The 24,632-nt window shown below is 62.1% G+C and carries 25 protein-coding genes and 1 pseudogene; 22 read left to right on the forward strand and 4 right to left on the reverse strand.

Annotation, left to right across the window (positions count from 1 at the left end):
• Positions 1-530: 530 nt before the first annotated feature.
• Positions 531-1,289, reverse strand: a pseudogene (locus R3X27_RS09910) (heme lyase CcmF/NrfE family subunit); the annotation flags it as partial.
• A 155-nt stretch (positions 1,290-1,444) separates the two neighbouring features.
• Here R3X27_RS09910 and R3X27_RS09915 point away from each other — a divergent pair.
• On the forward strand, positions 1,445-2,461 hold the full coding sequence (locus R3X27_RS09915) for a hypothetical protein (RefSeq protein ID WP_317708697.1): 1,017 nt from the start codon (positions 1,445-1,447) through the stop codon (positions 2,459-2,461).
• Positions 2,462-2,560: 99 nt separating this feature from the next.
• Here the strand turns inward: R3X27_RS09915 and R3X27_RS09920 are convergent, their stop codons facing one another.
• Complete coding sequence (locus R3X27_RS09920) at positions 2,561-3,949, reverse strand: ATP-binding protein (protein WP_317708698.1); 1,389 nt, start codon at positions 3,947-3,949, stop codon at positions 2,561-2,563.
• Entirely contained in the window at positions 3,946-4,668 is a 723-nt protein-coding gene (locus R3X27_RS09925) for a response regulator (protein WP_317708699.1), read from the reverse strand. Before R3X27_RS09925 ends, R3X27_RS09920 begins: the two co-directional genes overlap by 4 nt.
• Positions 4,669-4,840: 172 nt before the next feature.
• Here R3X27_RS09925 and R3X27_RS09930 point away from each other — a divergent pair, with 172 nt between their 5' ends.
• The 13 genes from R3X27_RS09930 (at position 4,841) to R3X27_RS09990 (ending at position 15,511) form a co-directional block, all read left to right on the forward strand.
• Entirely contained in the window at positions 4,841-5,572 is a 732-nt protein-coding gene (locus R3X27_RS09930; RefSeq protein WP_317708700.1) for a calcium-binding protein, read from the forward strand.
• Between the two features lie 70 nt (positions 5,573-5,642).
• Complete coding sequence (locus R3X27_RS09935) at positions 5,643-5,972, forward strand: hypothetical protein (protein ID WP_317708701.1); 330 nt, start codon at positions 5,643-5,645, stop codon at positions 5,970-5,972.
• Positions 5,973-6,161: 189 nt separating this feature from the next.
• Entirely contained in the window at positions 6,162-6,548 is a 387-nt protein-coding gene (locus R3X27_RS09940; protein ID WP_317708702.1) for a DUF302 domain-containing protein, read from the forward strand.
• Positions 6,545-7,069 carry a c-type cytochrome gene (locus R3X27_RS09945; protein WP_317708703.1) on the forward strand — a complete coding sequence of 175 codons (525 nt, stop codon included), beginning with the start codon at positions 6,545-6,547 and terminating at the stop codon, positions 7,067-7,069. The genes R3X27_RS09940 and R3X27_RS09945 overlap by 4 nt, the downstream gene beginning before the upstream one ends.
• Positions 7,070-7,172: 103 nt before the next feature.
• On the forward strand, positions 7,173-7,859 hold the full coding sequence (locus R3X27_RS09950; RefSeq protein ID WP_317708704.1) for a TVP38/TMEM64 family protein: 687 nt from the start codon (positions 7,173-7,175) through the stop codon (positions 7,857-7,859).
• Positions 7,860-7,955: 96 nt separating this feature from the next.
• Complete coding sequence (lgt, locus tag R3X27_RS09955; RefSeq protein WP_317708841.1) at positions 7,956-8,879, forward strand: prolipoprotein diacylglyceryl transferase; 924 nt, start codon at positions 7,956-7,958, stop codon at positions 8,877-8,879.
• A gap of 337 nt (positions 8,880-9,216) precedes the next feature.
• Positions 9,217-11,529 (forward strand): copper-transporting P-type ATPase, encoded by a 2,313-nt coding sequence (locus R3X27_RS09960; protein ID WP_411572481.1) that lies wholly within the window; start codon positions 9,217-9,219, stop codon positions 11,527-11,529.
• 15 nt (positions 11,530-11,544) lie between these two features.
• Complete coding sequence (locus tag R3X27_RS09965) at positions 11,545-11,808, forward strand: DUF2933 domain-containing protein (RefSeq protein WP_317708706.1); 264 nt, start codon at positions 11,545-11,547, stop codon at positions 11,806-11,808.
• Positions 11,805-12,458 carry an isoprenylcysteine carboxylmethyltransferase family protein gene (locus R3X27_RS09970; RefSeq protein ID WP_317708707.1) on the forward strand — a complete coding sequence of 218 codons (654 nt, stop codon included), beginning with the start codon at positions 11,805-11,807 and terminating at the stop codon, positions 12,456-12,458. Before R3X27_RS09965 ends, R3X27_RS09970 begins: the two co-directional genes overlap by 4 nt.
• Before the next feature lie 164 nt (positions 12,459-12,622).
• Complete coding sequence (locus R3X27_RS09975) at positions 12,623-13,096, forward strand: EF-hand domain-containing protein (RefSeq protein WP_317708708.1); 474 nt, start codon at positions 12,623-12,625, stop codon at positions 13,094-13,096.
• A 110-nt stretch (positions 13,097-13,206) separates the two neighbouring features.
• A complete protein-coding gene (locus R3X27_RS09980) occupies positions 13,207-13,494 on the forward strand; it encodes a PepSY domain-containing protein (RefSeq protein ID WP_317708709.1) in 288 nt (95 codons plus the stop codon).
• A gap of 5 nt (positions 13,495-13,499) precedes the next feature.
• Entirely contained in the window at positions 13,500-14,171 is a 672-nt protein-coding gene (locus R3X27_RS09985) for a response regulator transcription factor (RefSeq protein ID WP_317708710.1), read from the forward strand.
• Positions 14,168-15,511 carry a HAMP domain-containing sensor histidine kinase gene (locus R3X27_RS09990; RefSeq protein WP_317708711.1) on the forward strand — a complete coding sequence of 448 codons (1,344 nt, stop codon included), beginning with the start codon at positions 14,168-14,170 and terminating at the stop codon, positions 15,509-15,511. Before R3X27_RS09985 ends, R3X27_RS09990 begins: the two co-directional genes overlap by 4 nt.
• A gap of 66 nt (positions 15,512-15,577) precedes the next feature.
• Here R3X27_RS09990 and R3X27_RS09995 read toward each other — a convergent pair whose 3' ends face one another.
• Positions 15,578-15,964 (reverse strand): MerR family transcriptional regulator, encoded by a 387-nt coding sequence (locus tag R3X27_RS09995; protein WP_317708712.1) that lies wholly within the window; start codon positions 15,962-15,964, stop codon positions 15,578-15,580.
• A 439-nt stretch (positions 15,965-16,403) separates the two neighbouring features.
• Here R3X27_RS09995 and R3X27_RS10000 point away from each other — a divergent pair, with 439 nt between their 5' ends.
• The 8 genes from R3X27_RS10000 (at position 16,404) to R3X27_RS10035 (ending at position 24,625) form a co-directional block, all read left to right on the forward strand.
• A complete protein-coding gene (locus R3X27_RS10000; RefSeq protein WP_317708713.1) occupies positions 16,404-16,622 on the forward strand; it encodes a GDCCVxC domain-containing (seleno)protein in 219 nt (72 codons plus the stop codon).
• A 197-nt stretch (positions 16,623-16,819) separates the two neighbouring features.
• Positions 16,820-17,950 carry a cytochrome b/b6 domain-containing protein gene (locus tag R3X27_RS10005; RefSeq protein WP_317708714.1) on the forward strand — a complete coding sequence of 377 codons (1,131 nt, stop codon included), beginning with the start codon at positions 16,820-16,822 and terminating at the stop codon, positions 17,948-17,950.
• Positions 17,947-18,339 carry a DUF1924 domain-containing protein gene (locus R3X27_RS10010; RefSeq protein WP_317708715.1) on the forward strand — a complete coding sequence of 131 codons (393 nt, stop codon included), beginning with the start codon at positions 17,947-17,949 and terminating at the stop codon, positions 18,337-18,339. The genes R3X27_RS10005 and R3X27_RS10010 overlap by 4 nt, the downstream gene beginning before the upstream one ends.
• Positions 18,340-18,355: 16 nt before the next feature.
• Positions 18,356-18,793, forward strand: a complete 438-nt coding sequence (locus tag R3X27_RS10015; RefSeq protein WP_317708716.1) for a diheme cytochrome c — start codon at positions 18,356-18,358, stop codon at positions 18,791-18,793.
• 122 nt (positions 18,794-18,915) lie between these two features.
• Positions 18,916-19,647: a VIT1/CCC1 transporter family protein gene (locus R3X27_RS10020; protein ID WP_317708717.1), complete on the forward strand. Its 732-nt coding sequence runs from the start codon at positions 18,916-18,918 to the stop codon at positions 19,645-19,647.
• A gap of 89 nt (positions 19,648-19,736) precedes the next feature.
• Entirely contained in the window at positions 19,737-20,126 is a 390-nt protein-coding gene (locus R3X27_RS10025; protein WP_317708718.1) for a hypothetical protein, read from the forward strand.
• 322 nt (positions 20,127-20,448) lie between these two features.
• Entirely contained in the window at positions 20,449-21,429 is a 981-nt protein-coding gene (locus R3X27_RS10030; RefSeq protein WP_317708719.1) for an efflux RND transporter periplasmic adaptor subunit, read from the forward strand.
• Complete coding sequence (locus tag R3X27_RS10035; protein WP_317708720.1) at positions 21,422-24,625, forward strand: efflux RND transporter permease subunit; 3,204 nt, start codon at positions 21,422-21,424, stop codon at positions 24,623-24,625. The genes R3X27_RS10030 and R3X27_RS10035 overlap by 8 nt, the downstream gene beginning before the upstream one ends.
• The last annotated feature ends 7 nt before the right edge of the window (positions 24,626-24,632 follow it).

The following is a 24,632-nucleotide window of genomic DNA, read 5'->3' on the forward strand; positions in this document are numbered from 1 at the left end:
GTCCAGGACAATGCCGAGCTGCGCTGCCGGCAAGAAGAGGATTGCACCACGAAATGCAAAGGGCTGGCTTGTTTCTACCGCCAATCTATACCGCCCAAAGGCCGACGCAAAAAGCTGATAGGATCGCAGGAGGATGATCCGACCAGCAAGCTATCCCGGAAGCTCATCTCTACCTGACCCCGGTTTCTCGGACCCAGCCGGCGACACAGACTGTCGAGGCTATCTAATTCCCGGCCTTTGATTCGACGCGTCTACTCGCTACTGACCTGCTCGTTGACTCAAAAAACACCATCAATCTCCGGTCGGGGTGGCAGGATCGTGGATTTTTTCAAGCACTACATCTTGTGTCGTAGGTCCTGACCTAAACTACACACGCGACTGGCCCGATATTTTTTCACATGGCCCGTCTTTGATACCCTGAGATAACTTTCTCCTGCACGGGATCAACATGTGGTTCTGAGGTGCCTCCGAAAACCATATATAGTTATTCCATCGTCCAAAATATCAAATTTTCATGCGGTGGTTTTCGGCAACCAGGGCATGAAGGACACGTTCTCGACGGGATCCCAGAACCACCAACCACCCCAGCCAAGCTCGTAATACGCCCACCAGGACCCGAGCGCGATTCCAGCTGTCAGGCTGATCCATGCGGCAAGTGTCCATGGACGCACCCATCGTGCCCAGGCAGCGTCCACATGCCCTTCCAGCAGGGCCGCCACCGCGAAGGAAAACACGATCGAAAACCCGACATAGCCGACGTAGAGCAGCGGCGGATGCATGGCGAGCCCGACGTCCTGCAGGAGCGGGTTGAGGTCGTTTCCGTCTATCGGCGGCGGGTAGAGCCGTTCGAACGGGTTGGACGTGAGCAGCAGGAAGGAAAGAAACCCGACGCTGATCCAGGCCTGAACGGCAAGCGTACGTGCCTTCAGCGAATCCGGAATGTTGCGGCCGAAGACCGAAACGCCGGCGCCGAAGGCTGCCAGGATGAGCACCCAAAGAAGCAGCGAGCCTTCATGACTGCCCCATGTGCCAGCGATCTTGAACAGCATGGGTTTCAGGGAGTGTGAGTTCTCCGCCACGTTGCGAACAGTGAAGTCGCTCACAACGAAGGAGCGCATCAGCGCGGCAAATGCCAGGCCGATGAAAACAGTCTGGCCGATTGCTGTCGCGTGCGCCGAGCGCATCCACAGCAGGTTGTTTCTTGCAGCGCCCAGCATCGGGAGGATGCTTTGAACCAGGGCAAGCCACAGAGCCAGTGCGAGCGCAAAAACGCCAATTTCCGGTATCATTTGGTCCCCTTCCGTCGCCTGTGCGTGCCGCCTTCCCGCACTGGAAGGTCAAGCGCTGCCCTCCGGTGCCGGGGTCACGATGATGTGAAAACCAATCGTTTGACCTTCCAGTGCGGGAAGGCAGGACAACCGCTGCAACACGAACAGGAGGCATCATGAAAACGATCACGCTTACTCTTGCCGCTGCGGTTGCCATGCCATTCGCCGGGCTCGCGGATGTCTATGTTCCCGAAGGTGGCGCCGGAACGGCCCTGCATCTCGACGAGTCGTTCGAACCGGTCGGAAGGATCGAATCCCTGACCGACGTCCACGGGCTTGCCTCCGCGCCGAAGCGTGGAATTCTGATTGCCGGCAGCCTCTCCGAAGTGATTCCCGGCGTGGTCGCAAAACCGGCGGGCGTCTCCGAGGAAGATCATAACGCCCACCATGGCGGGGCGAAGTCGATGCCGGAAAGCGTCAGCATCGTCACAGTCGTCGACGCTGCCACGCATGAAATCCTGCGCCGGATCGAGGTTCCCGGGGGCGTCCACCACGTCGAGGTCAGTTCCGACGAACGCTGGGCGGCAGTGACACATCCGGGTCTCGAGGCGATCTCCCTCATCGACCTCGAAAGCGGCGAATTGACGGCAACGCTGCCGACTGGACCTGTGCCCGAATATGCAGTGGCCGATCCGGCGACAGGCCGCTTTTTCGTGTCCAATGCAGGCAACGGCACGATCAGCGATATCGACCCTGTCAAGGGTATCGTCATGCGGAATTTCGAGGTCGATGGCGGACCCAAGCACATGCGCCTGGTCCCCGACCAGCGCCGCCTGGTTTCCGCCCAGGCGGACGAAGGAGTGGTGACAATCCTCGATGCCGATAGCGGAGATGTCCTGGACCGTATCGAGATCGGCGGCGAGTTGCACGGCGTGGAATTCGGAAAGGGAGCCATTTTCGTCTCGGCGCGGGAGCCAGAACGTGTCGTTCGGATCGATGTGGCCTCCGGCCGAAAGACAGAAGTCGATGTCGGACCGCAGCCCTATCACATGACCCTTGTTGGTGAAGATCTCCTCGTCAGCAGCGCCGAGCTGCCGATGATCTGGGTGCTCGATCCTAACACGCTGGACCTGAAAAAGGTCATCCCAACTGCCGGCACCGCTCATCAGATGGTGCCTGCTTTTAATTCGTGACTACGGTTGATCCCCTCGGAGTCGCGAACGGCCAGCCCGAGACATTCGTTTCGGGCTGGCTAATTCAATCGTTCTCGGCTCTGGCTGTGGTTTTACCGGTCATGTCGCGGGAAGTGTTACGCAAGCACTCAGCCCGCCGCCGGCCCTGTTCTCCAGCGAAATGTCGCCGCCATGGGACTGCGTGATCGTCCGTGCGGTTGAGAGACCAAGGCCTGTGCCGCCGGTTTCCCGCGATCGAGACTGTTCCAGGCGTACGAACGGGTCGAACACGCGATCAAGCTCTTCCGCGGGAATTCCCGGACCCTGATCTTCGACAACCACGACCGCGTTGCCTTCGCGAGTCTCCAGCCGGATTTCGGCATGTTGACCATACCGGACCGCATTCTCGATCACGTTCCGCAGCGCGCGCCGCATGGATGTTGGCCGGAGCCGAGCAGAAACAGCCTCAGGGCTCGTCTTTAACTCGATAGCCGTGGTGGTTTCCTGCAATTCGGAGACGAGATCAGAGAGAAAAGCGTTCAAATCGACGGTCTCGACCGGCTCTGTATCTGTCACACCCCGCGCAAAGGCGAGCGTGGACTCGACCATCTCCTGCATTTCTTCGGTCGTTGCGATGATCCGCTCGCGGGTCTCCTCCTCATCGACAAGCTCGGCGCGCACGCGAAGCGCCGTCAGGGGAGAACGCAGGTCGTGGCTGAGGGCTGCGAGAAGTTTCGTGCGATCATCGACAAACCGGCGAATGCGCGTCTGCATCTGGTTGAATGCCCGTGTCAGGCTCCGAAGCTCTTCGGGGCCCGAGGGGGCAATATCCGGCACGTCTTCGCCTCTTCCGAATTGTTCCGCTGATCGGGCCAGCTCTCGCAACGGTCCGGTCAACTGACCGAGCGCAAACCAGAGCGTGATGGCGATCAGGAACGAGGTTACGCCGAAGGTTGCCAACGCGGTCCAGCCAACCTGGTATGGCGGATGGTGGAACCGGGTGGTGACGTTCAGCCAGGAATTGTCCCCCATCGCAACGGCGATCGTCATTTCAACCGAGGAGATTTGCATATCCATCATCGCCATGTGTCGGCGTGCCATGTCCGACGGCATTCCGGCCATCGGCGGCATGGCTTCCGACGTCTGGTGCAGTTCCACACGCACTTCTGGTGGCGGCGTGGTTCCGACCTGATCCGCAATCTGGTCGGCGATGATGCCACCGCCATCATGGTTGAAGTGATCGACCGCCGGCTCCCGATCCAGCGTGAATCGGACCAGCGGCGAGTTGGCGGCTCGCAGAATGGAATCCCGGAGTTCTTCCGGTGCTTCGACGATGAGCCGCGCCACGTTCGCCGCGCGGCTCGCGGCCTCCTGCCCGAGCGCCGCCCGTACGGCCAGTTCGCGTTCATCGGCAAAGAGCCATGCCGCCAACCCTTGCGCCAATGCGAGGGTGAGAAGGATGAGCAGCAACAATTGACCGCGCAGGGACACAGGGAGAAACCGCCTCATGTCTCGACCTTCACATCTGTTGCGAGACTGTAGCCGCCGCCGCGGACGGTGGTGATGATCGTCGGGCGCGTTGCGTCGTCCTCGATCTTCTTGCGCAAACGGCTCACCTGGTTGTCGATGGTCCGGTCGAAGACATGGCCCGTGCGTCCGGATGTCAAGTCGAGCAACTGGTCCCGGCTGAGCACGAATCTCGGTCGCTCCAGGAAAACCGTCAGCAGGCGGAACTCGGCCGTGGTCAGGTGCACCTCCCGCCCGTCTTCGTGGCGCAGCTTCTGGCGGTCGGTGTCAAGGGTCCAGCCCGCAAAATGCACCCGGTGGCTGGTCAGGGACCGGGCCTGCGTCTCGATGCGAGCCCCGCGCCGCAGGATTGCCTTGATGCGGGCCAGCAATTCCCGGGGATTGAATGGTTTGGGAAGGTAGTCATCGGCGCCGACTTCGAGGCCGATGATCCGGTCCGTCTCGTCGCCGAGCGCCGTCAGCATGAGGATTGGCACCGACCCCTCGGCGCTCAGGCGGCGGCAGACGGAAATGCCGTCCTCGCCGGGCATCATGACGTCGAGCACGATCAGGTCGAACCGGCCGGTCTTCAGTTTTCCGTCCATCTCCACTGCATCGCGCGCCGTGCTGGCCCGCATCCCGTTGCGTTCGAGATAGCGGCTGACGGCGTCGCGGATGTCGCGGTGATCGTCGACGATCAGGATATGCGGAGTGTCTGTCATGCTCTCGACATAGCGCATTGCCGCCCGAGGCCGCGCCTAAAATGGTCACGGAATGTAACAGAACCCGGTTCTGCGACAGACTGATACAAAAAGGCCGTTTCTTGGGATCTTGGCGCGACAGGCGGCTCCCAGATTGACCTCATCAGAAGAATGACAACCAAAAGGATAGGTCATGAAACGCTCCAGGAAACTCGCAGTCGCCCTTGTCACCGTCACAGCGCTCGGCGGTGTGCTTGCCGTTCCGGTTCTGGCGCATGGAACCCAGGGCGGCCGCTGGATGCAGGAAGGTCACGGAATGCCCGGCGCAATGATGGGCAACGTCCAGGGCGGTGACGGGATGATGTCCGGCCAGGGCGGACCCGGCGCCATGGGGGGCATGATGCAGGGGCAGGGAGGCACCGGTCCCATAAGCGGCATGATGTCAGGGCAAGGTGGTCCCGGCATGAGCGGTGGCATGATGGGCAATCCGGAAATGATGCAGCAGATGATGCAGATGCATCAGAACATGGGCAGCATGATGGGCGCGAACGGCGGGCCCGGCATGATGTCCGGCCAGGGCGGCCCCGGTGCCATGATGGGCGGCTTGTTCGGCGATCTCGACACTGACGGCGATGGCACGGTGACAGCCGAGGAAGCCCATGACGGCATGCAGGCACGCCTCGAGGCATATGACGCCGACGGCGACGGAAGCCTGACGCTGGAAGAGTTCCAGGCCCTTCATGCCGAGTCGATCCGCACACGGATGGTCGACCGTTTCCAGGCGCTCGATGAGGACGGCGACGGCAAGGTGACGGCTGACGAGATCACCGCTCCTGCCGATCGCATGGCGCGGATGCAGTCCATGCACCAGACGGGTGGCATGGCTGGCGACGACGCGCCGGAAGAGACGAAAGAAAGCAACTAATCCAGCGGGTGGGCGGCACGAAGGACGTCGCCCACCCATACCGCAATCACCAAATGCAAGGAGACGAAACATGACGACTATCTGGAAACACGTCCTCGTCACAATTGCCGCATTGGCGATCCCATCCCTCGCCTTGGCGCATGGTCCCGGACCGGGCAACGGACCGGCAGGACAGTTCCAGAACGGAACGCCGCCTTGCGCAAGCACCACCAACGGCCAGACGCCGTGCGGAGGTGTTCCCGGGGCCGGACCGTACGGCACCGGAATGCCCGCCTTTGGCTACGGGCATGGGCCACAAATGATGGAAGGCAATGGCATGACGCCGGGACAGGGGCATGGCTGGCAACGGGGCTGGCAACAGGGCCGGCAGACTGGGCCCGGCAAGAACTGGCGGAACTGACCGACCGGGCATTGACTGCTTAAAAGTGAAAGGAACGACCCATGATGGGTGGATATGGATATGGCGTCGGAATGGGGTTCGGAGCGATCTGGATGGTTCTGGTGATCATTGTCACGCTTCTCGCGATCCTCGCGCTCGCGAAATACCTGGCGAAGTAACCCCGGAGCCAGGTCGAAAGGGAACCCACCAATGAGCTATACCGTGAACAGATTCTTCTCAGATGCCGATTTCGAGGAGATCGATGGCCGGGTTCGTACTGCGCTGGCCGACAAAGGCTTCGGTGTCCTGACCGAAATCGACGTCAAGGCGACGATGAAGAAAAAGATCGACGTCGATCTCGACCCCTACAGGATCCTTGGGGCCTGCAACCCGAACATGGCCTACAAGGCCATCGGGATGGAGCCGCGCGTGGGCGCCATGCTGCCGTGCAACGTCATCCTGCGGGCTGTCGATAGTGGGGTAGAAGTCAGCGCCATCGACCCGGAAGCCTCCATGCAGGCAATCAATAACCCCGATCTCAAGCGGGTCGCTGGCGAGGTTCGGGAAATGCTGGCGGCTGCGCTGGAGGCGATGTGAGCGACGACGAAGCCAGATCGAACCGCGGACAGATCTTCGTCTACGTGGCGGTCGCGGTTGGCGTGCTGGTTTTCGGACTCGCCGACCTCGCCGGAATGACCGGAAATGGTCGTTCCGGTTGGCCGTCCGAGTTCGAGGGCAACGGGGAACGGATCTATTTCACCGGCAGATCCGAAAGCGGTGAATCCATTCGCTCCTTCGGGGGCAATCAGCACATGCTGATGATGCGCGGATATGCCTGCGCGTCCTGCCACGGTGCGGAAAGGGAAGGGGCAAGGCTGTGGCCCGGGCTCAGGCAATCCGCACCCGCAATCACGCCGGAGGCCCTCGCCGAAGAGCACGCGCAAGACGGGCATGCCCACGAGAGCTACAGCAGAGCAAGCCTTGCGCATGCGATCTCTGAAGGAGTGCGACCTGACGGCAGTGTCATCGGCGACGGGATGCCGCGGTGGTCCCTTTCGGATCGGGATATGCAGGATCTGGTATCCTACCTCCTTCCCGAAGAGGCGCAGAGCCACTGAGTGAGAGCGCGGGGGCTTGCCAGGACAGGGTGAAGCCGGATCACGACGCAGGTTGCCCGTGCTCTACGCCGCCCGCCGCCAACGGCTATGAAATGAGGCACCAATGAGCCGCGACCCTCGCAACATACCAGCCCCAAAGGTCGCCGCGGCGCTGGCCGTCGCGGCCATCTTGATGGCCCTCGCGTTCGGCCCCCTGTCGGAGAGCCTGAAGAGCCTTGATGGCGACAGGATATCCATGTGGGTTTCGGCCGCGGGCATCTGGGGACCGATCGTCGTCATTGGGATGATGACGGTCGCGATCGTGGCCACGCCAATCCCCAGTGCGCCCATCGCGCTGGCCGCAGGCGCAGCCTACGGCCACACGCTCGGAACAGTCTACATCGTTCTGGGTGCCGAACTCGGCGCCCTCGCAGCCTTCGGGCTCGCCCGTATTCTGGGTCGGGACGTTTTGCAACGGTGGTTCGGCGACAAGGTCGATGTCGGTTGGCTTGGCTCTCAGAACGCGCTGACCGCCACGGTGTTTGTCAGCCGGCTGTTGCCGTTCGTTTCGTTCGACATCGTCAGCTATGCCGCCGGGCTCAGTCGGTTGCATTTCTGGCGCTTCGGTCTGGCTACTCTGGCCGGGATCATTCCAGCCAGTTTCCTGCTCGCGCATTTCGGCAACGATGTCGTCAGCGGAGACTCCTCCCGTGCCGTCGGGGCTGCAATCGGACTGGGCGCCCTGACGCTGGCCCCACTTGTCATCATCTGGATCAGAGACTGGCGAAGACGAGGATTACGCGGTGACTGATCGAGACGCACTCCATCGTCCGAAACCAGCGTCATGGACGGATCGGAACGGGCAGATCGCATTTCGATTCCAACAAAAAACACAGGATCTTCACCCATGCTGACCGCTGCAATTCCGTTTCCCGACATCGGCACCGATCTGTTCTCGATCGAGATCGGAACTTTCACATTCGCGCTGCGTTGGTACGCGCTTGCCTATATCGTCGGGCTCCTTGTCGGGTGGCGCATCTGCCTGTCAGCGGTAGGCCGCACGGCACTCTGGTCGCCAGCCGGGCCGCCACTTGACCGTCAGCAGATCGAGAACCTTCTCACATGGATCATCGTGGGGGTGGTTGTCGGTGGACGCCTCGGCTTCGTGCTGTTCTACCAGCCTGAGTATTACCTGGCCAATCCTCTTGAAATCCTCAAGGTATGGCAGGGTGGCATGTCGTTCCATGGCGGTTTCGCCGGTGTCGCAATCGCGGTGTTAGTTTTCTGCCTTCGTCAGAAAGCACCCTTGCTCGGTACGGCCGACCTGCTTGCGTTGGCAACCCCGCCGGGGCTGTTTCTGGGACGATTGGCGAATTTCACCAACAACGAGCTTTGGGGGCGCCTGACGGATGTTCCGTGGGCAGTGATCTTTCCGGGCGATGCAGCGCAAACTTGTGAAGGCATCACCGGGCTCTGCGCCCGCCATCCTTCGCAGCTTTACGAGGCGCTTCTGGAAGGGCTGCTTCTTGGAACGCTCCTTCTCTATCTCACCTGGCGCCGCGGTTGGCTGAAGACCCCTGGAGCCCTGACCGGTGCGTTTTTGACCGGCTACGGCCTTGCCAGAAGCTTCGTGGAGTTGTTCCGTCAGCCTGACATGCAGTTCGTAGCGGCCCGAAACCCGGTCGGTCACGCGCTTCATTTCGGCGACTGGGGGCTGAATATGGGTCAGCTGTTGTCGGCACCCATGGTCCTGATCGGACTGGCTCTGATCTGGTACGCGCTCGGACGCGCCGGACGTGTGCGAGACCAGCAATCCGACACCGTCGCGTGATCCCGATGTGTTTCCGTCATTTGATCGTTCACGTCCGGCCAACAGGGACAGAGAGTCGCCCAAGTCACGCGGACAGTGTCCGCGGACCGAAAAGCTCTGTCACTGAATCTGCAGATGCGGCTTGGACCATCACCACGGAACTCATGCCCCGCTCATCAAATCCGACCAAGATTACCCCTGTTCTCGCAAGAGCGCTCCGGTTGCTTGCGACACGGCTTGGCCTTCCAGTTACTGGAAGGATTACGTTGGCTCCGACTCAATCCGAGAGGACTCCCGAATGAACAACCATAAGAACCGTGCCGAACCCGATTTTGAGACCCTCATTTACGTTTGCCCGATGCACCCGGAAGTGCGACAGAACGGGCCGGGAGACTGTCCGAAATGCGGGATGCATCTTGTGCCGGAGGCCGAGGCCGATGCGCATTCCGGTCACGGCGAGCACGATCATTCGGCCTGCGGTCACGATCACGGCGATGGCGGCGCGGCGGCTGCGGGTGGCGAGTTTGACACCGTGCCGACCGGATGGACCGGAGCGGTCTATACTTGTCCCATGCACGCGCAGGTGCGGCAGACCGAACATGGCTCCTGCCCGATCTGCGGCATGGCGTTGGAGCTTGAATCGGCGGCAATGGCCGAAGATGGTCCGAACCCCGAACTTGTCGATTTCACCCGCCGTTTCTGGGTCGGCACGGCCCTGACCATACCGCTCCTGATCCTCACGATGGGTCCATATCTGGGCTTTCCGGGAGTGCGCGAGATTTTCGGCGAGCGAGCAACCCTCTGGATCGAGCTGGTTCTCGGAACCCCGGTGGTCCTTTGGTGCGGCTGGCCGTTTCTGATGCGGGGCTGGAACTCGTTCCGGACGATGAACCTCAACATGTTCTCCCTGATCGGTATGGGTGTGATGGCGGCCTGGCTCTTCAGCGTCGTCGCCGTTCTCTCACCCGGCATATTCCCCGACGGATTTCGCGACGCGGAAGGCCATGTTGGCGTCTACTTCGAGGCGGCCGCCGTGATCGTGACACTGGTTCTGCTGGGCCAAGTGATGGAATTGCGCGCCCGTGAAGGAACCGGCAAGGCGATCCGCGCGCTTCTCGACATGGCGGCCAAGACCGCGCGAGTAATCAGACCCGACGGGTCCGAGGACGAGATTCCGCTTGAAGACGTGCAGGTCGGCGATCGTCTGCGCGTTCGTCCTGGCGACAAGGTGCCGGTCGATGGCATGGTTCTGGACGGCCGGTCCTCGGTCGACGAAAGCATGATCTCGGGTGAGCCCGTGCCGGTCGAGAAGGTCGAGGGCGACCCGCTGACCGGCGCTACGATCAACGGCACCGGGAGCCTTGTCATGGAGGCGACACGGGTTGGCGCGGACACGATGCTGGCGCAGATCGTCGAGATGGTGTCCAACGCACAACGCTCGCGCGCACCGATCCAGAAATATGCCGACAAGGTGGCAGGCTTCTTCGTTCCCGCCGTGATCGGTATCGCAATTCTGTCCTTCATCTCCTGGGCGATCTGGGGGCCGGCACCGGCGCTGTCCTACGCCCTGATCTCGGCGGTGGCGGTTCTGATCATCGCCTGCCCCTGTGCGCTCGGCCTCGCAACGCCGATGTCGATCATGACGGCAACCGGGCGGGGCGCCCAGGCCGGAGTACTGATCAAGAATGCCGAGGCACTCGAACGGTTCGAGAAAGTCGATACGCTGATTGTAGACAAGACCGGCACATTGACGGAGGGCAAACCGCGGCTTGTCGCCATTCTGCCGCAGCCCGGCCACGACGAGCCGGAGGTGCTGCGGCTGGCCGCATCGCTTGAGCGTGGATCGGAGCATCCGCTGGCCGAGGCCATTGTCAGGGGCGCGCAGGAGCGCGACGTGGGATTGGCCGATGCCGGGGATTTCGAGGCAGTCACCGGCAAGGGCGTCAAGGGCGTCGTCGACGGCAAGGCGGTCGCGCTCGGCAATCTGGCGATGATCCGCGACCTTGGGCTCGAGGCGGGTGACCTGGCAGCCAAGGCCAATGCCCGCCGCGACGAGGGCGAGACGGTCATGTTCGTGGTGCTGAATGGTGAAATCGCTGGCCTCGTCGGTGTCGCCGACCCGGTGAAGGAGACCACCCCCGCCGCCATCCAGGATCTGCACGAACTTGGTTTCCGCGTCATCATGGCGACCGGCGACAACGAACGCACGGCCAAAGCCATCGGCGCACGTCTCGGCATCGACGAGATCCGAGCCGATGTGCTGCCGGAGGACAAGGCGAGGATCATCAAGGAGTTGCAACAGGCTGGTCGAAAAGTTGCGATGGCCGGAGATGGCGTCAACGACGCGCCGGCTCTCGCGCAGGCAGATGTCGGCATTGCCATGGGCACTGGCGCCGATGTGGCCATCGAAAGCGCCGGCATCACTCTGGTCAAGGGCAATCTCGACGGTATCGTGCGCGCGCGACGGCTCGCCCACGCCACCATGCGCAACATCCGCCAGAACCTGTTCTTCGCGCTGATCTACAATGCCTCCGGCGTGCCGGTCGCAGCGGGCGTTCTGTTTCCTTTTTTCGGCATCCTCATCAGCCCGATGTTTGCTGCCTTCGCCATGAGCGCCTCATCGATCTCGGTAGTACTCAACTCACTGCGCCTTCGCGGCGCAAAGATATAGGAACGGACATCAAGTATGACGCATCAACCTGATCCTTCACATGGCGATCACAATCACTCCGAACAATCCCATCGGCCACCATCCTTCTGGCGATCGCGGGCCGGAATTTACTTGATTGTCGCGCTGGTCGTGGGCGGCACCCTTCTGGGTATCGAACACCGGGTGCACATCCTGGACAGCGGATTGCTGGTCTGGTTGCCGCTGCTGCTCTGTGTGGGAATGCACTTCTTCATGCACGGAGGTCACGGCGGACACGGTTCCGGGGGCGACAAGTCATGACCGAACCCGGAACGGCATATGGCCTTTGGCTGATGGTTTTCATCAACTCCGCAGTCTTCATCATCTTTGCGTTCAGTTTCTTCAAGCCACAGACCTCGCGAGACTGGCGGAGCTTCGGGGCGTTCAGCGCCTTCATCGTGGCACTCTTCACCGAGATGTACGGGTTTCCTCTGACGATCTTCGTCTTGTCCGGCTGGCTGCAATCGACCTGGCCGGATATCGACTGGCTTGCCCACGATAGCGGACACCTGCCTGAAATGATGTTCGGCTGGAAGTCGAACCCACATTTCGGCCCCTTCCATATACTCAGTTTTGTTCTGACCGGAGGCGGCTTCTGGCTGATGTCCGTCGCATGGCACCATCTGTGGTCGGCACAAAGGCAAGGACGGCTGGCCACAACCGGCCCCTATGCCCGCATTCGCCATCCCCAATACGTCGGGTTCGTTCTCATCATGATTGGTTTTCTTGTGCAGTGGCCGACAATTCTGACGCTCGCAATGTTCCCGGTGTTGGTCTGGATGTACGCCCGTCTTGCCCGTGCCGAAGAATCCGACAGCCAGGAACGGTTCGGCGAAAGCTGGGACAGGTATGCAAGCCGGGTTCCCGCATTCATTCCCGGCCAACGTGCTCCAATGGGCGTCAACCAATGAAGCGAGGCATTCATTGAAAGGGGTCGGGAAAAGTGAATGGTATGGCTATTGATAGCTTCGCCGTGTTCGCCTTGCTCCACAGCCATTTTCTCTGTGACTGACGACGGAAAACGGCTCATACAGCGTATCATGAATGCGCGACGATGATGAATTGGGAGAAAACCATGACACGTATCGCACTTCCGATCGCTATGACACTCGCACTTCTGGGGACGACCGCGGCGGCACAGCAGTTCGTGCCGGGCGGCAATGCCCTCACCCGGTGGGACGCGAACAATGATGGCAGAGTGACTCTGGCCGAGGTCGAGGCCGGACGTGCCGCGCTTTTTGGAACCTACGACATCAATAATGACGGGACGCTCTCTACCGATGAGTTCGCCCGTATTGCCCCGCAGGCCTATGGCGGGCGACAGGCGAACAATCAGCGCGGAACACAAAGTGTCATCCGGAGCCAGATCGACACAAATGGCGACGGTCTGGTCACGCGGAAGGAATACGTGGCAGGCGCGAGGCTCTGGCGCGACCGCATGGACACCAACGGAGATGGTGTGCTGACCGCGACGGATTTCGGCCGGACCGGACGTGGCACGGGGCGTGGCGCCGGACAGGGACGCGGGATGCGCTGGAACAACGGATGATTCTGACGATCTCGTCGTTTCTGGCCTTCGGGCGCAACAGGTGATGGTATGCATGACAAAGGCAGCGGCTGTCAGGCCGCTGTCAGGTCGAATCCACGAAACTGTCGCCTGTGAAACACGTCTACACCTTCCTGATCCTGTTGCTGGCCGGGCCCGTCACTGCCGAGTCCGACCATGACCTTGCCCGCGAGGCAGGATCCCGTCACGAGATCCTCCCTCTCGCGACGGTGATGCAGGATGTGTCGGAGCACTATTCCGCGACGCTGCTTGAAGTCGAACTGGAACGGGAGCACGGGCTGTATGTCTATGAGTTCGAGTTGATAACTTCGGACGGTCGGATCCTTGAGATCCTGGTTGATGCGGCCACTGGCGAGATCCTCGAAGAAGAGGAGGACTGAGCTTCATGCGTGTGCTGGTCGTCGAGGATGACACGCGGATCGCTTCTGACCTGGCGGCTGCTCTGGAGAACGCGGCATTCCGCGTCGAGACCTGCGCGGATGGCGAGGAGGCCTGGTTTCTTGGTGATACCGAGGAATACGACCTCGTGGTGCTCGACCTCGGTCTGCCGCGACTCGACGGGCTGACAATCCTGAAACGCTGGCGCAGTAACGGCCGGGACATGCCCGTGCTCGTGCTGACCGCACGTGGAGCCTGGACCGAGCGCGTGGAGGGGATCGATGCCGGCGCCGACGATTACCTGCCCAAGCCCTTCCGGATGGAAGAACTGGTGGCGCGCGCCCGCGCGCTGGTGCGTCGGTCGGCCGGCCGTGGCTCGGCCCAACAAGAGGCCGGCGATCTGACGCTCGACACCAACCGCATGACCGTCACGCTGAGAGGTGTGCCCGTTTCGGTCACGGCACTTGAGTACCGACTGCTTTCCTACCTGATGTTGCACCGGGACAGGATCATTCCGCCCGGCGAACTGCTCGAACACCTGTATGGCGACGAGGACGCCCGGGAAGCGAATGCGCTCGAGGCCGTTGTCACCCGATTGCGACGCAAACTCGGGTCGGGCGTCCTCGGAACCCGGCGCGGTTTCGGCTATTTCCTTGAACCCGTGGAGCCAGAAGGATGACGTCGTATTCGCTCCGCCTCCGGCTTCTTGTAACGGGTGCGGTCTCTGTCCTGATCGCGCTTGGCGTCGCCGCGGTGGGGATCGCGTTGTTGTTCTCGGCGCATGTAGAACGTCGTGCCTTGGCCGAGCTTTCGGTCCAACTGGATCAGGTGCTATCGGGTGTCGAGCGGGATGCGGACGGGCTGCTATATCTCTCGAACACGCCCGCTGATCCGCGCTTCGAGCGCCCGTTTGGTGGGCTCTACTGGCAGATCTCGGTCGACGGGCGGCTGCTGAGATCCCGATCCCTCTGGGATCATGAGATCCCGCTGCCCATTGATGAATTGCCGGATGGCGGAGAACATGTTCACACGCTCGAAGGTCCCGACGGCCAATCGCTCCTGACGGTCGAACGCAGCGTGATCTTGCCGCCCCGGTTGGGAGAGACCGGGATGCGTGCCGCCGTCGCGGTGGATCAGGCCGAGTTGCAGAAGGCGAGCCGGGATTTCGCGTCCGACCTGTTGCCCTACCTGCTCATCCTCGCGGCGGTGCTCATCCTTGCCATGGCAGCCCAGATTGCTATCGGGTTGCGGCCACTTGGGCGGGTGGAGGCCCGGGTCGGCGACATTCGTTCGGGCAGGTCGCAGCGGCTGGGAGAAGACTTTCCTGCTGAAGTGATCCCGTTGGCCACCGAGGTGGATGCGCTGCTGTCGGAGCGCGAGGAAGAGATTTCCCGCGCCGGAATGCGGGCCGCGGATCTTGCGCACGGGTTCAAGACGCCCCTTCAGGCGATGCTGGGCGAGGCTGGGCGGTTGCGGGAAAATGGGCAGGAAATCCACGCCAAGGCCATCGAAGAAACTGTCGAGACCATGCGCGGGCATGTCGATCGGGAATTGATGCGGGCCCGAATTTCCCTGCATCGCGAAACAGCGCGCTGCGACGTCGCGGACGTGGTGGAGGCTGTCCTGAGGGTGCTGCGCCGCTCCGTTCTTGGTGGCGAAAAGTCCTGGGATGTCGAGCTTGAGCCGAACCTCGCCGTCCGTGCCGAAGCCGCCGACCTCACAGAGATTATGGGGGCTGTTGCAGAGAATGCTGCGCGCCACGCCGCATCCCGCATCCAGATCACTGCACGCGAAGTCGGAGGAGAGGTCGGTATTCGCATCGAGGATGACGGCCCCGGTATCCCGCCCGGAAAACTGGCGGAGATGACCCGCCGGGGCGTGCGAGCCGACGAATCCTCGGCCGGGAGCGGGTTCGGGCTGGCAATTGCCTCTGAGCTTGCAGAAACACTCGGCGGAAGGCTCGACTTGCGCCACGGAACGCCCGGATTGTCAGTTCGCCTCACCCTGCCGAAGGCATGATTGAAGGGCGTTCCGAGATGGTGACGTCATGACAGGCTGCTTGGGCAGCGCCGGAGAGTCGCATCGTCATGATCGAAGTTGATCGAGCATCGGACAATTCGTCGAGCCTTCGGCGCAGTTGGCGGTCAATTCTTCAAGCGCCGACGCAAGTTTCCGCAATTCGACAATCTTGGTTTTCACCTCGGCCAGTTGCGACACTCCAAAGGCGCGGACTTCGCCGCAGTCAGCCGTGTTTTCGCTGGACAGTGAATAGAGTTTTCGCGCGACTTGAAGTGGAAACCCCAGATCGCGGCATCGCCGAATGAACCGCAGTTCTCCCACCGCAGCGTCGGTATAGACCCTGCGACCGGAGGCGGTTCTTTCTGCCGTGCCGATGACGCCTTCGCGCTCGTAGTAGCGGATCGTTTCAACCGACACTCCGCTCAGTCGTGAGGCTTCGCCAATCGCGTGCATGTGATGAACTTTCGCTTGAACCTATAGCGACTACAGGATGCATGGTGAATCCCATGTTGTCGAACACAGATCACCTGACCGATGCTTCCGAACCAGGTCCAAACCGACTGTTACTTGGCTCTGCCGGGTTTCTGGCGCTTCTGTCGGCGTCCTGCTGCGTTCTTCCGATCGGGTTGTCGATCATTGGACTGGGTGGGTCGTGGTTGCTGATGCTTGGCCCGTTTGTCACCTACAGGATCGAGATTCTTGTCGTCGTAGGCTTGATCCTGGCGTGGTCCTGGGTTCGCCTGTGGCGTCGGTGGTCCTGCGCTTCGAAACGTCGTTCGACGCTCTATATCCTCGGTTTTGCGACCATCTCCTTTCTGTTGGCGGCATCATCGCCGCTATGGGAAGACGACGCCGCCAGAACCATGTTTTCCCTGTTGCGGAGTAGCAGAACGTGAAGACCCAAACAGTAGAACTGACCAGCACGATCACCTGTCCAAAATGTGGGCACGCAGAAACCGAGACAATGCCGACCGACAGTTGCCAATGGTTCTATGAATGCACCTCTTGCGGTGAGGTTCTCAAACCTTTGCCGGGAGATTGCTGCGTGTATTGTTCCTATGGAACCGTTCCATGCCCACCGATCCAGCAAGGCGATAGCTGTTGCGGCTGACGTCATATTGAGCCGGAACCAGGACGCGTTGGAGGGCTGAAGGAATGCGGGCTTGCGGCGGCATCGTCCGGACAAAGGCGCTTCAATCCACTCGGGCAAGAAACTGACAATTCGCTGACATTGCCGGTCAGGCCGGCGTCAGCACCTCCGTGACACTCTGTGTCCAACAGCCTCATTTCGGGCGTTGGAGACAGAACATGACGGACGCCACAGCCCCAGACATTCCCGAACAGAAAGAGCAGGTCCGTGTCTGGGACATCTGGGTCAGGTTGTTCCATTGGTCGCTGGTAGCCTGCATCAGTGCAGCGGCCGTGACCGGGTTCCTGCTCGGCGCATCCTGGATCGCCCTCCACATTGCCGCCGGTCTCGCGGCCGTCGCGCTTGTGCTCGCCCGCATCGTCTGGGGCTTCTTCGGGCCAACCCATGCTCGTTTTGCCGACTTCCTGCGCACGCCATCGGAGATCCTGTCCCATCTGAAAGGAAAGGATGCGGGCAGACACCTCGGTCACAATCCGGCGGGCGGCCTGATGATGCTGGCTCTGATGGCTGTCATTTTGATGCTTGGGATGTCCGGCCTTGTCGGGCTTGGTGGTGCCCTGAGGACCGGGCCTCTGCTGTCGCTACCCTACGCAACAGGCGAAGTCGGGCTGGAGCTCCACGAAACCCTCGCGGTTCTACTCCTCGTGATGGTTCTGGCCCATGTCGCTGCTGCGATCTTCGAGAGCCGCCGCAGCCGGGAGAACCTTGTTCGCTCGATGGTGACCGGAACCAAGGAGAGCCGCCCCGGCGATCACACAAGCTACCCCGTTCAGGCACATCCACGGATCGCCATCCTCCTGATCGCAATTCTGGCGGGAACCGCGGTGTTGCTCACTGAGGCAGACACCCAAACGCCGATGGGCGTGCCAGTTGCGGAACTGGATGAGACCTTCATGGATGAATGCACCGCCTGCCACCTCGCCTATCACCCCAGCCTGCTGTCCGGGACCGAATGGCGATCCATCATGGCGGACCTCGAGGAGCATTACGGCGAGGATGCGAGCTTCGACACGGAAACGACGAAGCAGATCACCGACTGGCTGCTGGCCCATGACGCCTCGAACGTCCAGACCCGCCCGGCGCACCTGTTTGCGGGAAACCTGCGGCCGTCGAACGGCTCCATGACCGAGACCCGCGCCTGGAACCACCTGCACGAGGATGTATCGAACGAGCGTTTCCTGCGGGCCCCCGTCTATTCGCAAGCGAATTGTTCGGCCTGTCACAAAGATGCCGAGGCCGGATGGTTCAGCCCCTTCCACATCCGAATTCCCAAGGAGACCTCAAAGTGAAATACCTGTTTGTTCTTCCACTCTGCCTGTTGGCCGCGCCTCTTGCCGCCCAATCCACAACACCCGCCGATCTGGTGGCGCAGTATTCAGCCGAGGCCGGAACGGAGGCGTCTGCCGATCGGGGGCGGGACCTGTTCCTGGCCACCCATACCGGCGGAAAGCCCGACACGCCTTCCTGTACGACCTGTCACTCACCCGACCCGAAGGCCATGGGACAGGCAAGGACCGGCAAACCGATCGACCCGCTCGCCCCATCGGCCAATTCGGAGCGCTTCACCGACTTGAAATTCGTCGAGAAATGGTTCGGCCGGAACTGCAACTCCGTGTTCGGCCGGGACTGTACCGCGGCCGAGAAGGCCGACGTCGTCGCCTGGCTTTCGAGCCTCTGAGAAAAGGAATTCGACCATGATCAAGACCCTGACATTTGCCGTCGCTGCCGTTGTGTTCGCCGGAGCGATCAACGCCGACGAGATGGAATACATGCCCCCCGTGACCCATGCGGCCACGCTCGAGGAATGCAGTGCCTGTCACATGGCCTATCCGGCGGGTTTCCTGCCGCCACAATCCTGGAAGGTCATGATGACCGGGCTCGATGATCATTTCGGCGAGAATGCCGGGTTGGACGAAGAAACCCGCGCCGAGATCGAAGCCTATCTTGTTGCCAATGCCGGTCGCGACCGGTCCCGGAGCAATGCGGTGCCGCTCCGTATCTCCGACCTTCCGTGGTTCCGGCATGAACACGAGGAAGAGGTCTCGAACCGTCAATTCGAGAAGGCGAAATCCTGGGCCAATTGCAACGCATGCCACAAACAGGCGGAACAGGGGATATTCGAGGACGATTGAGGGCCCGCAACTCGGGTGAGGTGCCGTATGGTTGCCTTTTGCCGTGAAACCCACTGTCAGCGAGGTGTCAGGGGCTGGGCAATACCATGCAATCAACGACCGGACTGGCAGAGGAACCACGGGTGGACATCGATTGGGGCGACCATCGCCGCGAAGAGCATGGCTTGGGGCAGATTCAGGAATTCCTGAAACAGATTGTCTATGGCGGCAATGACGGGATCGTCACCACATTCGCGATTGTCGCGGGGTTCGCGGGGGCCTCTGCCGATGGCGCGGTGCAGATCGGGGCACTGGCGGTCCTCGTCTTCGGCTTGGCCAACCTGTTTGCCGATGCCGTCTCGATGGGCCTGGGAGAGTTTCTGTCGACCCGTTCACAGCGCGACCTCTACGTGTCGCAGCGCCGCGTCGAGTTCGAGGAGTTGGAAAACAACCCGGAGCAGGAACGGCAGGAAATCGTGCAGATGCTGGCGGAGCGAGGCCTGGATCACGCGACCGCAGAGCGCATGTCGCACGAATTGATCCAATGCCCGGAACTCGTCGTCGACATGATGATGAGCTACGAGTTGGAGATGCCGGACATGCGCAACGGCTCGCCCGCTCTCGACGGGCTGATGACCTTCCTGTCCTTCGTGATCTTCGGGGCCATTCCGCTGACACCGTATTTCCTGTTCGAGCCGACGGATGCGACCTTCTACGCATCCGTCGCCGCGACCTTCGCGGCGCTCGTCCTGCTTGGCCTTCTTCGTTGGTGGTCTACCCGGGAAAGCGTGCTGCGTTGTGTCGGCGAGACCGTTCTGGTCGGCCTTGCCTGTGCCGTTGTTGCCTATGGGGTTGGTGCAATCGTCGGGGCGTAGAGGGTGCGCCGGAAAGGACCGCAATGCCGGGGGCCGGGTTCGACAATCGAAAGGCGGGACAAGGTGGAGCCCCGTAGAAAGGCAGGACAATGAAAGCCCGCAACATGCGCAAGCACATAGTCATCGGTGCGGCTGCAATCGTTTTCGGAGCTTTGACCGTTCTTTCAGGAGGAACAGTGCTCTTCGGTCCGCAGGCGGCGCGCGAGATCGCAGGAGACATCGTCTACCCAGTTCTGTGGTTCAACGTTCTGTCGGGAGTGGCCTATGTCGTTGCGGGGGGCGGAATTCTGCTTCGTCGTGCCTGGGCACGGCCTCTTTCGTGGGCAATTGCCGTCGCGATTGCAGCAATGATCGTCGTCTTGGTTGGTTTGATCCTGACAGGAGCTCCGTTTGAGCCGCGCACATTGGTTGCCATGGGGATTCGATTGGTATTCTGGATCGCGGTGGCACGCTCTTTGCAAAAAGGCGCTGTCGCATGACCTCCCAGTGGATAATGGGCACAACCCCAACGCATTCTGTTTCAAAAATACGCCATGTGGGTCGAAACCCCTTGGGTGGGCTCGGCGAAGGCCAGGGCCGTTTCGTAGTCCGATCATTCAGCCTGACCCATGGTTGCCTCAGATGCCGCCGACCCTGGCAAGTTCCAGAATTTCAGACACTTGACGGCGCAGTGCCAAGGGCAATCAGTGTAGATAGCGCGCGACTTCGACTGGGCCTTGGAATGGAGGCAACGGTAGGTCACGTTGCAACATATTCCAGAAATCGAATATACGGTCGGTCGTCCCAATATGGAGGGCTCGTATGATGCCTTTGAGATTGCTTGTTGCGTTCATCCTTTCCCTGGTCCCCACGCTCGGTTTGGCCGAGACCGGCCGTGTGCAATCCGTCGAACTGACCGAGTGGAAAGCCGTTTTCGGACGCATCGAGGCGCGGGACCGTGTGCCGGCGCGGGCACGGCTGGGCGGGACGATGATCGCCGTGGACGTGTCCGAAGGCTCCGAGGTGGCCGAGGGCCAGCAGATCGCATCGGTCCGCGACGAGAAGCTGGAGCTTCAGCTCGGAGCCATCGACGCGACACTCTCCTCCCTGCAATCGCAGCTTGAGAACGCACAGGCGGAGCTCAAGCGCGGCGAGAGCCTGTTGGAGCGGGGCGTGACCACTGCGCAGCGGCTGGACCAACTGCGCACGGAGGTGGCCGTGATCGAGGGGCGGATCGGCACGACGCAGGCCGAGCGCAACGTGCTGGAACAGCGTGAGGCGGAAGGCGCTGTGCTGGCGCCGATCTCGGGGACGGTGCTTGCGGTCCCGGTGACGGAAGGCTCGGTCGTGATGGCCGGCGAGGCGATTGCCGAGATCGGGGGCGGCGGCTTCTTCCTGCGCATGGCGGTACCGGAGCGGCATGCGGGTTTCCTCGAAGAGGGAGCCGAGATCCGGGTTGGGGGCGCGGAGAATGAGCGCGCAGGCAAACTCGCCAAGATCTATCCGCTGATCGAGAATGGGCGCGTGATCGCCGATGTCGAGATCGCGGACATGGCGACCGATTTTGTCGATGCCCGCGTTCTGGTGCGCCTACCCATCGGCACACGGCAGGCGCTGGTCGTGCCCGCCGAGGCGGTCGAAACCCGAATGGGGCTGGATTTCGTCTCTGTCGCCGGGACTGGCGATGCGCCGGTGCAGCGCGCGGTGGTGATCGGCGCGGTCGACAAGGTCGAGGGCGTAGAGATGGTCGAGATCCTCTCTGGCCTTGCCGAGGGCGAGGAACTGGTGGCCGGCCATGAGTGACCCCGTCAAGGAGACCCCGCTCGGCATTGCCGGCGGGCTGACCCGTGCCTTCATCGGCTCGGCGCTGACGCCGCTGATGATCCTGGCCTCGCTGGCCGTCGGGCTTGTCGCCCTGGTGAGCCTGCCGCGCGAGGAGGAGCCGCAGATCTCCGTGCCGATGGTGGATATCCACATCCAGGCGCCCGGCCTGCGCGCCGAGGACGCCGCCAAGCTGGTGACCGAGCCGATGGAGACCATCGTGCAGGGCATCAACGAGGTCGAACATGTCTATTCCCAGACCAGCGACGATTATGCGCTGGTCATGGCCCGTTTCCTCGTCGGCACCCCGGCGGACACCGCGATCCTGCGCGTGCATGACAAGGTGCGCGCCAATATGGACCGGATTCCGATCGGGATCGACGAGCCCCTGATCGTCGGGCGTGGCATCGACGACGTGGCCATCGTCTCGCTGACCCTGAGCCCGAAACCCGAGACCGGCGTCTCTGCCAATGACCTGACGCGGATCGCCCGCGAGCTGCAGGTCGAGCTGGCCAAGATCCCCGATGTCGGGCTGACCTATCTCGTCGGCGAGAGTCCGGAGGCGATCCGCATCGCGCCGGACCCGGAGCGGCTGGCGCTTTACGGCGTGACGCTTCAACAGCTTGCCGGCAAGGTCGAAGGGGCGAACCGCGCTTTCAACACCGGCTATGTCCGCGATGGAGGCGAACAGATCGCGCTGGTCGCCGGCGAAACGCTGAAAGCGCCCGCCGATGTCGCCAACCTTCTGTTGACCACGCGGGACAACCGGCCGGTCTATGTCCGCGACGTGGCCGATGTGAGCTTCGTGCCCGACACATCCGACAAGATCGTCGCCAATGTCACCCGTGGAGAGGGGGGCGAGATCACCCGCACACCCGCGGTGACGCTGGCGATTGCCAAGCGCGCCGGCTCCAACGCTGTTGTCGTGGCCGAGGAAATCCTCCACCGGGTCCACCTGCTCGAAGAGGACCTGATCCCGCACAGCGTCCAGATCGACGTGACCCGCGACTATGGCGAGACCGCCAACGAGAAGGCCAACGAGCTGTTGTTCCATCTCGGATTGGCGACGGTTTCCATCGTCGCGCTGGTGCTCTTCGCCATCGGCTGGCGCGAGAGCATCGTCGTTGCCGTGGTGATCCCGGTGACCATCCTGCTGACGCTCTTCGCCGCCTGGATCATGGGCTACACGCTCAACCGCGTCTCGCTCTTCGCGCTGATCTTCTCCATCGGTATCCTGGTCGACGACGCCATCGTGGTGATCGAGAACATCGCCCGCCACTGGGCAATGCCCGACAAGGAGAGCCGCACGCAGAAGGCAATCCGCGCCGTGGCCGAGGTTGGCAACCCGACCATCGTGGCGACGCTCACGGTCGTCGCGGCACTCCTGCCGATGCTCTTCGTCTCCGGGCTGATGGGCCCCTACATGTCCCCGATCCCGGCCAATGCCTCCGCCGCGATGATCTTCTCCTTCTTCGTGGCGGTGATCATCACGCCCTGGCTGATGGTCAAGATCGCCGGCCGCGCGCCGGCCCATGCGCATGACGAGGGCGGCCATCATGGCGGCGCGCTCGGCCGGATCTATACCGCCGTCGCCCGGCCGCTGCTGAAGACGAAATCCGGCAGCCTGCTCTTCCTGCTCGCCGCCGTGGTCATCTCCTTCGGTTCGCTGGCGCTGATCTACACACAGGACGTGACGGTCAAGCTTCTGCCCTTCGACAACAAATCGGAGCTCTCGGTGGTGATCGACCTGCCGGAAGGTGCCTCCGTCGAGGCGACCGACGCCGTGGCGCAGGACGTCGCCCGCGAGGTGTTGCAGCTCGATGAGGTGCTCTCCGTCCAGACCCATGCCGGCGCAGCAGCCCCCTTCAACTTCAACGGCCTCGTGCGGCATTACTACCTGCGCGCGCAGCCCAATCTGGGTGATGTGCAGATCAATCTCGACCACAAGGAACACCGCGAGCGCACCAGCCACGAGATCGCGCTGGAAATCCGCGAACGGCTGAACGGGCTGGACCTGCCGGAAGGCACGCGGCTGAAGACGGTCGAACCGCCCCCCGGCCCGCCGGTCATGGCGACGCTGCTCGCCGAGGTTTATGGCCCCGATCCGGAGACCCGCAGGGCGTCCGCCGAGAAGATCCGCGCCGCCTTCGAGGAGATCCCCTACGTGGTCGATGTGGATGACAGCTTCGGCACGCAGCCCCGCCGGTTGCGGGCGACGATCTCTGCCGACCAGCTGGAGTTTTTCGGCGTCGAGGAAGCGGATGTCTTCACCACGCTGGCGCTGCTCAACCACGGCTCGACCGTCGGCTACTCCCATCGCGGCGAGGGCCGCCGTCCGATCCCGATCACCATCGAGCGGGACCGCGCCGACCGGGTCGTCGACGAGCGTTTCCTCTCGACCCCGATCCCGGCCAATGTCCTGCCCGGCGCCCGCGGCGTGGTGGAGCTTGGCGACGTCGTGGAGATCTCGGAGGAGCGCGCCTCCTTCCCGATCTTCCGCCATAATGGCCGCGCCGCCGAGATGGTCACGGCCGAGATGGCCGGGGCGTTCGAGGCGCCGATCTATGGCATGATCGCCGTCGCAGACGCGCTGGACGCGATGGAGTGGGAGGAAGGCACAAAGCCCGAGATCCGCCTGAACGGCCAGCCGGAGGACGAATCCACCGTCACCCTGCTTTGGGACGGCGAATGGGAGGTGACCTGGGTCACGTTCCGCGACATGGGCGCGGCCTTTGCGGTGGCGCTGCTGGCGATCTACATCCTCGTCGTGGCGCAGTTCGGCTCCTTCAAGCTGCCGCTGGTGATCCTGACCCCGATCCCGCTGACCTTTGTCGGTATCATGGGCGGGCACTGGCTCTTCGAGGCCCCCTTCTCCGCGCCCTCGATGATCGGCTTCATCGCGCTGGCGGGGATCATCGTGCGCAACTCGATCCTGCTGGTGGACTTCATCCGCCATGCGGACCCGGAAAAGGACAAGATCGAAACCCTGATCGAAGCCGGCGCGATCCGGTTCAAGCCGATCCTGCTGACCGCCGTGGCGGCGATGATCGGCGCGGCCGTGATCCTGGCCGACCCGATCTTCCAGGGCCTCGCGCTGTCGCTACTCTTCGGGTTGCTCAGCTCGACCCTGCTGACGGTGCTCGTCATCCCGGCCATCTACCGCGTGTTCAGGACATGACACCTTG

The sequence above is a fragment of the Tropicimonas sp. TH_r6 genome, from assembly GCF_033101155.1.
Lineage (GTDB): Bacteria > Pseudomonadota > Alphaproteobacteria > Rhodobacterales > Rhodobacteraceae > Tropicimonas.